The 3261-nt window shown below is 48.9% G+C and carries 2 tRNA genes and 2 rRNA genes; all 4 read right to left on the bottom strand.

Features of this window, described 5'->3' with window-relative positions:
• A 23S ribosomal RNA gene (locus IEU81_RS10895) occupies positions 1-1034 on the bottom strand; the annotation flags it as partial.
• A 325-nt stretch (positions 1035-1359) separates the two neighbouring features.
• Positions 1360-1435 (bottom strand) — tRNA-Ala (locus IEU81_RS10890).
• 14 nt (positions 1436-1449) lie between these two features.
• Positions 1450-1526, bottom strand: a tRNA-Ile gene (locus IEU81_RS10885).
• Between the two features lie 134 nt (positions 1527-1660).
• Positions 1661-3211, bottom strand: a 16S ribosomal RNA gene (locus tag IEU81_RS10880).
• Positions 3212-3261: the final 50 nt, after the last annotated feature.

Genomic DNA, 3261 nt, shown 5'->3' with positions numbered 1-3261 from the left:
GGGACCTTAACTGGTGGTCTGGGCTGTTTCCCTCTCGACAATGGACCTTATCACCCACTGTCTGACTCCCATACATTACATCTGTGGCATTCGGAGTTTGTCTGAACTCGGTAACCCGGGATGGGCCCCTCATCCAAACAGTGCTCTACCTCCACGATGCTTATATGAGGCTATACCTAAATATATTTCGGAGAGAACGAGCTATCTCCAGGTTCGATTGGAATTTCACCCCTACCCACAACTCATCCGGTCACTTTTCAACGTAAGTCGGTTCGGCCCTCCATTCAGTGTTACCTGAACTTCAGCCTGGTCATGGGTAGATCACCTGGTTTCGCGTCTACAATCATATACTCAGTCGCCCTATTCAGACTCGCTTTCGCTGCGGCTCCACATTCACTGCTTAACCTTGCATATAATCGTAACTCGCCGGTTCATTCTACAAAAGGCACGCCATCACCCATTAACGGGCTCTGACTACTTGTAAGCGCACGGTTTCAGGTTCTATTTCACTCCCCTCCCGGGGTGCTTTTCACCTTTCCCTCACGGTACTGGTTCACTATCGGTTACCAAGGAGTATTTAGCCTTGGGAGATGGTCCTCCCGGATTCCGACGGAATTCCTCGTGTTCCGCCGTACTCAGGATACATTCTAAATCTATCAACCTTTTAACTACGGGACTCTTACCCCCTGCGGTTGGCCTTCCCAGACCATTCGTCTAAGTCTTTAGATCCGTTGTGAATGTCCTACAACCCCAGCCGAAGCTGGTTTGGGCTCTTCCCCGTTCGCTCGCCGCTACTTAGGGAATCGATTTTTCTTTCTCTTCCTCTGGATACTAAGATGTTTCAGTTCTCCAGGTGTCCTCCAACAGCGCTATGTATTCACGCTGTGGTAATACCTCGCGGTATTGGGTTTCCCCATTCGGAAATCTCCGGTTCATCGCTTACTTACAGCTCCCCGAAGCATATCGGTGTTTGTTCCGTCCTTCATCGGCTCTTGGTACCTAGGCATCCGCCGTGCGCCCTTCACTACTTAATCGTAATGAAATTTGTGTGAGTGTGTCTTATAGACACGTTTGCGTTCTCGTTTCAATTCTTTTTCTCGAGTTGAAATCTTTTTACTCTTCTCTTTACTTCTATACGGTTTTCAATGTACATCTGAATATTTCCTTTAAAGAAACATTCAAAACTGAATACAATATGTCTAACGTCATTCCGAATTCTCATCTAACAAGTAGATGCNTGTGAGTGTGTCTTATAGACACGTTTGCGTTCTCGTTTCAATTCTTTTTCTCGAGTTGAAATCTTTTTACTCTTCTCTTTACTTCTATACGGTTTTCAATGTACATACATTAATAATAAAATGGTGGAGACTAGCGGGATCGAACCGCTGACCTCCTGCGTGCAAGGCAGGCGCTCTCCCAGCTGAGCTAAGCCCCCATACTAATATCTAATGGTGGGCCTAGGTGGACTCGAACCACCGACCTCACGCTTATCAGGCGTGCGCTCTAACCAACTGAGCTATAGGCCCATTAAATAATGAATGAGTATATTTTATTATTAACAAAGAATATCTCTTTAAAGAAACATTCAAAACTGAATACAATATGTCTAACGTCATTCCGAATTCTCATCTAACAAGTAGATGTTCCATATATTCCTTAGAAAGGAGGTGATCCAGCCGCACCTTCCGATACGGCTACCTTGTTACGACTTCACCCCAATCATCAATCCCACCTTCGACGGCTGCCTCCATAAAGGTTGGCCCACCGGCTTCAGGTGTTATCGACTTTCGTGGTGTGACGGGCGGTGTGTACAAGACCCGGGAACGTATTCACCGTAGCATGCTGATCTACGATTACTAGCGATTCCAGCTTCATGGAGTCGAGTTGCAGACTCCAATCCGAACTGAGAACAGTTTTATGGGATTCGCTTGGCCTCGCGGCGTCGCTGCCCTTTGTAACCTGTCCATTGTAGCACGTGTGTAGCCCAAATCATAAGGGGCATGATGATTTGACGTCGTCCCCACCTTCCTCCGGTTTGTCACCGGCAGTCAGTCTAGAGTGCCCAACTTAATGATGGCAACTAAACTTAAGGGTTGCGCTCGTTGCGGGACTTAACCCAACATCTCACGACACGAGCTGACGACAACCATGCACCACCTGTCACTCTGCCCCGAAGGGAAACCATATCTCTATGGCTGTCAGAGGATGTCAAGATTTGGTAAGGTTCTTCGCGTTGCTTCGAATTAAACCACATGCTCCACCGCTTGTGCGGGTCCCCGTCAATTCCTTTGAGTTTCAACCTTGCGGTCGTACTCCCCAGGCGGAGTGCTTAATGCGTTAGCTGCAGCACTGAGGGGCGGAAACCCCCCAACACTTAGCACTCATCGTTTACGGCGTGGACTACCAGGGTATCTAATCCTGTTTGATCCCCACGCTTTCGCACCTCAGCGTCAGTTACAGACCAGAGAGCCGCCTTCGCCACTGGTGTTCCTCCATATCTCTGCGCATTTCACCGCTACACATGGAATTCCACTCTCCTCTTCTGTACTCAAGTAAAACAGTTTCCAATGACCCTCCCCGGTTGAGCCGGGGGCTTTCACATCAGACTTATTTTACCGCCTACGCGCGCTTTACGCCCAATAATTCCGGATAACGCTTGCCACCTACGTATTACCGCGGCTGCTGGCACGTAGTTAGCCGTGGCTTTCTGGTTAAGTACCGTCATCTCAAGGCCAGTTACTACCTCAAGTGTTCTTCCTTAACAACAGAGTTTTACGAGCCGAAACCCTTCATCACTCACGCGGCGTTGCTCCGTCAGACTTGCGTCCATTGCGGAAGATTCCCTACTGCTGCCTCCCGTAGGAGTCTGGGCCGTGTCTCAGTCCCAGTGTGGCCGATCACCCTCTCAGGTCGGCTATGCATCGTCGCCTTGGTGAGCTACTATCTCACCAACTAGCTAATGCACCGCAGGCCCATCCATGAGCGGCAGATAAATCCGCCTTTTAACATTCTTACTTATGCAGGAATGTCGTATCCGGTATTAGCTACCGTTTCCGGTAGTTATCCCAATCTCAAGGGTAGGTTGCCTACGTGTTACTCACCCGTCCGCCGCTCGAATCTCAGGAGCAAGCTCCTGATCTTCGCGCTCGACTTGCATGTATTAGGCACGCCGCCAGCGTTCATCCTGAGCCAGGATCAAACTCTCCATGATTGGAGAACTTAAACTTAAGCTCTGTTGATACTGCTGACAGTATCTCGTTT

This window comes from Jeotgalicoccus aerolatus (assembly GCF_014635205.1).
GTDB classification, from domain to species: domain Bacteria; phylum Bacillota; class Bacilli; order Staphylococcales; family Salinicoccaceae; genus Jeotgalicoccus; species Jeotgalicoccus aerolatus.
The sequence above is the reverse complement of the archived record's forward strand: the minus strand, read 5'-3'. Positions and strand labels throughout refer to the sequence as shown.